Consider the following 6,050-nt stretch of genomic DNA (forward strand, 5'->3'; position numbering starts at 1 on the left):
GTGTTCGGTGGATCAATGGGTCGCGGCGACCGGCATGGCTGCGATTTCACGCGGCGCTTGTGAACGAGGACGGGCGCTGCGAGGTGCCTGCCCGCCCCTGGGACGAAGCGGGGGAGCGGCGGGCCTGGGCACTGCGGCTGCGCCTGCCACCTGTGGAGGGGGCGCTGCGCTTGGGGCGCTCCACCACCGGTGCGGTAATGGTGACGGGTACACCCGAGGGCGCCTGGGCGCCGGTGATACGGCTCAGTTCGGCCTCGCCGGAGCGGACCTGGGTGGTCTGCGGGGTGATGCCGGCGTCGGCCATCAGGCGGGTCATGTCACGGCGTTGGTTCGGCAGGACCAGGGTGACGACGCTTCCCGACTCGCCGGCGCGTGCGGTGCGGCCACCGCGGTGGAGGTAGTCCTTGTGGTCGCTGGGCGGGTCGACGTTGACGACGAGGTCGAGGTTGTCGACGTGGATGCCGCGGGCCGCGACGTTGGTGGCTACCAGCACCGTGACGTGGCCGGTCTTGAACTGGGCGAGGGTGCGGGTGCGCTGGGGCTGGGACTTGCCGCCGTGCAGCGCCGCGGCCCGTACGCCGCTGTGCAGCAGGTGCTTGGTGAGCTGGTCCACGGCATGCTTGGTGTCCAGGAACATGATCACCCGGCCGTCGCGAGCTGCGATCTCGGTGGCGGTGGCGTACTTGTCGGCGCCGTGGATGTGCAGTACGTGGTGCTCCATCGTGGTGACCGCGCCTGCCGAGGGGTCGACGGAGTGGACCACCGGGTCGTGCAGGTAGCGGCGGACCAGTAGGTCGACGTTGCGGTCCAGGGTGGCGGAGAAGAGCATCCGCTGCCCCTCGGGGCGCACCTGGTCGAGCAGTTCGGTGACTTGGGGCATGAAGCCCATGTCGGCCATCTGGTCGGCTTCGTCCAGGACGGTGATACCGACGCGGTCCAGGCGGCAGTCGCCGCGCTCGATGAGGTCCTTGAGCCGTCCCGGGGTCGCGACAACGACCTCGGCCCCGCCGCGCAGGGCTCCGGCCTGCCGGCCGATCGACATACCCCCGACCACGGTGGCCAGCCGCAGCTTCAGCGACCTCGCGTACGGGGTGAGCGCGTCGGTGACCTGCTGCGCCAGTTCCCGGGTGGGAACCAGGACCAGAGCCAGCGGCTGCCGGGGCTCGGCGCGCTTGCCCTCGGTGCGGGCCAGCAGGGCCAGGCCGAAGGCGAGGGTCTTGCCGGAACCGGTGCGGCCGCGGCCCAGAGCGTCGCGGCCGGCCAGGGTGTTCGGCAGGGTTGCAGCCTGGATCGGGAACGGCACGGCCACGCCCTCGGTGCGGAGCGCCGCCAGCAGGGGCGCGGGCATGTCCAGTTCGGCGAATGCCGCGACGGCGGGCAGAGCCGGGGTGATCGTGACCGGGAGCGCGAACTCCCCCTGCTGTGCGGCGGGACGGCGTCCGTAGCCGCCGGAGCGGCTCGGGGCACCCGGGCGGCCCGGGGTGCCTTGGCGTCCCTGCGACTGCGAACGGAAGCCGCCGCCTCTGCCGGAACCGGCGGTGCCGCCCTTGCGGCTGCGGGCGTAGCGGTCGTTCGTGCGAGCTGTGCGGTTCATGCAAAACCTTCCTCGATGCGGCACGCATCCAGGAATTCTCGCCAGCAATGAGCGGCATGGAGAATTGCAAGAACGAGCCGAAGTAAGAACGAAGACGAAGCCCGGCCGCCGACGCAAAAGGCAGGGGCCGACACGTCAAAATGACTGATATGCGCCAGAGAGGCTGGGATGCCGGATCATGGAGCATCGGGCGGACCTGCGTCCGGCCGGAGCAGTGGGGTAATCATCCGCCGTACGGTGAGGAAGAGTATTGCGTCTCGCCGTATGTGAAGCCGCTGCGGCCTGGCCAACCCGGAGAATGCAACGAGCTGGGGCCCGCACCCCAAGGTGCGGGCCCCAGCTACGTCGTGCGCGTCAGCGTCAGGCGGGAACGATGTTCTCCGCCTGCGGGCCCTTCTGACCCTGTGTGACGTCGAAGTTCACCTTCTGGCCCTCCTGCAGCTCACGGAAGCCCTGGGCGGCGATGTTCGAGTAGTGGGCGAACACGTCAGCGCCGCCGCCGTCCTGCTCGATGAAGCCGAAACCCTTTTCCGCGTTGAACCACTTGACGGTGCCAGTAGCCATGTCTTATCTCCTTCGGGGCAATACCCGGTGCCCGCACTGTGCGAGCTCCGCGTCGCCGTAATGATTACCCCGTCCGGAAAGCATCCGGAAATACAGAAGTGCACGCTCCGGCAATAACGTCGGCACGGGCACTTGAAGTCTTTGGGAACCACAACTGCAACTGAGAACAACGGTAGCACGGTGCAAGCGGCTGGGCGCGGCGAGTAATATCACTCCGCCCGCCGCGCCATAAACCCTCATCGCGCATCGCCCGAATATCTGCGGCTGCGGCAATAGATATCCGGGGGGCGTGGCGCTCATTTGAGCGGAGCGGACTGTGCTGTGGTCCGGGGGTGAGGCTTCGCCATGCTCGGATGGCAGTCAGACGCCAGTCAGGAGGTGGCGGCTCCGCCCGAGTCTGCTGTGGGCCGGCGCAGTTCCTCGTTGATTCGCAGGGCTTCCTCGAGCTGGTCTTCCAGAATGACGATGCGGCAGGCTGCGTCGATCGGCGTGCCGCTGTTGACCAGTTCGCGTGCGCGGGCGGCGATGCGTAGTTGGTAGCGGGAGTAGCGGCGATGGCCGCCTTCGGACCGCAGTGGGGTGATCAGCCGGGCTTCACCGACCGCCCGGAGGAAGCCGGGGGTGGCGCCGATCATTTCGGCGGCGCGGCCCATGGTGTAGGCGGGGTAGTCGTCATCATCGAATCGATCGGTGGCGTGCGGCGGGGTTTCTGGGGTCATTTGCACCTCTTCTGGAACGCGTCGAGGGGCCCCGGTGCGTACACACCGGGGCCCCGAGGGGTATCAACACCATCTGCCGGCGCTGCGCGCTGGCTTTCGTATTCCGCGCGTCCGTCCTTGAGGTCGGAGGTGCGGGGATCGCGGATGCGTGACCGGGGACCACCTTCCAATCGGGGCCTGCGGTACCCGGGCGAACTGGCTCCGCCCGGGCGATCCTGATGGCGTGTGCTCCTCTCTGAATTCTTCGGGTTGTACTGCTCTGCACGTGCGGTGCTGCACGGCGACCCCCGGGGCCGCCCGGCCCGGCCAGCAGACCTGGGACCTTCCTGCCCTTCCTGATCCGAGGACTCCATCGCCGTGCCGTGTACTGCTCGCGCCAGTTCGTCTCTGCCGCGTATCGCTGACTTCGTCGACTACGGAAGAAACTCTAACCATGAGACCGCGCAATTTCTACCTTAGACGTGACAGATTTTTCTCATCCGGGAGAGAAAATATCTTCGTACTGCCGCAGCTCTCCGCAGCCGGGGGCCACCGCCTCGCGATGTGCTCCCGGCTGCGGGCCCGCCCCCGCCCCGGGGGCCTACCGCCGGGTCCCGCCCGGTGTGGTCCTCGCTGCGGATCTCCTGTGGGCGCCACCATCGCTGTAGCGGTCTCGCTGGGCTTGGCCTGATTGGCGACCGGGACACGCAACCTGAGGACGTCGAGGCCGGGCACGCGGTACGTAACTCCTACTACCGGGCGGCTAGCTCACGCACCGTGGCCATGTCGCTGAACGCCAGCAGCTGTTCGCCGACGATCTGATAAGGCTCACTCCCCTTCCCGGCGACGAGGACGATGTCGTCCGGTCCTGCGGTGGACAGGGCGAAGTCGATGGCCTGGCGGCGGTCCGCGCACCGCTCGAAGCGGGTGCCGGTCGCCACCAGGCCGGGCGTGATCTGGTCCAGGATCGCCTCGGGGTCTTCGTAGCGCGGGTTGTCGGAGGTGAGGACGACCAGGTCGGAGAGGGCCCCGGCGATCTCACCCATCCGTGCCCGTTTGGTGGTGTCCCTGTCGCCGCCGCAGCCGAAGACGGTGATGACCTCTCCGGTAGCGAACTCCCGGATGGCGGTGAGGACTTTCTCGAGCGAGTCGGGGGAGTGGGCGTAGTCCACGATCACAGACGTGCCGCGGGTGGTCTGGAATCGTTCGAACCGCCCAGGGACCGGCGGCATCCGGTCGAGCGCGGCGACCAGTCCGGCCAGGTCGTGTCCCAGGAGGTGGCAGGCCGCCACGGTGGCCAGCGCGTTGGCCACCGAGAACCGTCCCGGTACGGGGATCGCCGCCGGGTACTTGTATCCGGCGTGCTGGAGGGTGAAGCGCGTGCCGAAGGCGTCCATGCTCAGGTCGCTCGCCCGGTAGTCGGCCTCGGCGTCGAGGGCGTAGGTCGTGACCGCGCCGGGCATCATCGCGCCGATTCCCGCGCCCACAGGGTCGTCCGCATTGACCACCGCGCGCCGGCACAGCCCTTGGAACAGGCGCAGCTTGGCATCCCGGTAGTTCTCCATGGTGCCGTGGTCGTCCAGGTGGTCCTGGGTGAGGTTGGTGAAGATGCCGACGTCGATGAAGGCGTGGTCCACCCGGTGGGTCAGCAGGCCCATCGACGTGGCCTCCAGGACTACGGTGCTCACCTCGCGGTCGCGCATGTGGCCGAGCAGGTACTGGAAGTCCGGTGACTCCGGTGTGGTCAGCACTGATCTGGGCATGGGGATCAGTTCATCGCCGATCCGGCTGCCGGCCGTCCCGATCACGCCCACCCGCGCGCGTTCGGCGATCCGCAACACGGACTCCACCATGTACGACACCGATGTCTTCCCGTTGGTGCCGGTGACGGCCACCATGTCCATCTCGCGCCCGGGCTCGCCGTAATAGCGGGAGGTGACGACCGCCGCCGCCGTACGCGTATCGGGGACTCGTACGACGCACACTCCGGCTCCCGGGGCAGGCACCGCCGTCGGCAGGTCGGACACCGAGGCGTCGACGAGGACCGCGACGGCGCCGCGCGCCAGGGCGGGGCCGACGGCTTCGGGGCCGCCTTCGCGGTGACCGGGCACCGCGATGAACAGGGACCCCGGCGAGACGCGGTGGGCGTCGAAGCATGTTCCCGCGGTGATGCGCGTCTGCGGATCGCCCAGAAGGACCTCGTGGTCGTGCCCGGCCAGCAATTCGCTCAACTTCACAGGGGGTCCTCTCGGGGTGCGGACAGGCCGGACGTCGGCCGTCACCGGCGGTGGCGACGGCACGTCGAGCAGCCGCGGGAATGGTGCAGGGATGCGGGGTGGTGAGGGACAGGCGATAGCCGGGTGTCCCCGGAAAGCGGAAGAACCGCAGAAAAGAGGAGAAAGCGGCCGCGAGTGGTGTCGGAAAGCTCTGCGGGCAGAGAAGGGGATCGGACCCGGTCCGACAGGAAGTGGCTAGCCGTGGCCGTGCAGTGCGCGGCAACGAAGCCGGGGCGCACTGGGGCACAGCACGCGGGGGGCCCCTCGCAGGCACTCCCTCATCGCGTGTGTGCAACCCATGGGTGGAGTGTACGTCGCGTACAGCGGACCCGACCCCCGCCCGCGGGCACCGTGCGCGCAAGCGCACCGTCACGGCTTTCGATCCGTGTCGGTCATGAGCCTTGTCGTCGGCGCTGTGCGCATGGCGCGGAGTCGAACTGCCCACTCCACGGCCCTGGCACCGTCACCCCACTGAGCGCCGACGGGGGGAGTGGCCGCTCCGGACGAAGGCTTGAGCAGCGGTGCAGTGGGCTGCGCAGACCGTACGGCAGCCGGGCATTACGGCAGGACACGAAGACCTCCGTGCAGTGCGTGCCTGGACAGCTCCACCGCATCGGAGGTCTTCGCCGGCGCACGTGATCAATGCACCTTGTACGAGCAGAGGTCCCGCGAGACCCTCGCCGGGTTGTCGGTCGCGCTACCGTAGCCAGCGAGCGCCGAGCGCCGAGCGCCATCGACAAGTTGACGCCCCATCGGTTCGGGCAGATCGATGTGCCGTACTTCAGCGGTGAGTTGACGCGCGGCTCTGGGCGAGGCCTCGACGCCTAAGCCTCGATCCACCGGCGTGGTTTGAGAGTGATCTTCTGACCGGTTTCTGAGCCGGTTTCGGGTCGGTGGCCGTGGATGGGCAGGTGGTAT

At 68.5% G+C, this 6,050-nt stretch carries 4 protein-coding genes; all 4 read right to left on the minus strand.

Features of this window, described 5'->3' with window-relative positions; translation table 11 throughout:
- Positions 1-46 precede the first annotated feature (46 nt).
- Positions 47-1,594 (minus strand): DEAD/DEAH box helicase, encoded by a 1,548-nt coding sequence (locus ACWDO5_RS11245; protein WP_450530061.1) that lies wholly within the window; start codon positions 1,592-1,594, stop codon positions 47-49.
- Positions 1,595-1,954: 360 nt separating this feature from the next.
- Complete coding sequence (locus tag ACWDO5_RS11250) at positions 1,955-2,158, minus strand: cold-shock protein (protein ID WP_069775160.1); 204 nt, start codon at positions 2,156-2,158, stop codon at positions 1,955-1,957.
- Positions 2,159-2,529: 371 nt separating this feature from the next.
- Positions 2,530-2,877 (minus strand): MerR family transcriptional regulator, encoded by a 348-nt coding sequence (locus tag ACWDO5_RS11255; protein ID WP_450530062.1) that lies wholly within the window; start codon positions 2,875-2,877, stop codon positions 2,530-2,532.
- 731 nt (positions 2,878-3,608) lie between these two features.
- Positions 3,609-5,093 carry a UDP-N-acetylmuramoyl-L-alanyl-D-glutamate--2,6-diaminopimelate ligase gene (locus ACWDO5_RS11260; protein WP_450530063.1) on the minus strand — a complete coding sequence of 495 codons (1,485 nt, stop codon included), beginning with the start codon at positions 5,091-5,093 and terminating at the stop codon, positions 3,609-3,611.
- Positions 5,094-6,050: the final 957 nt, after the last annotated feature.

Source organism: Streptomyces sp. NPDC000880 (assembly GCF_053599675.1).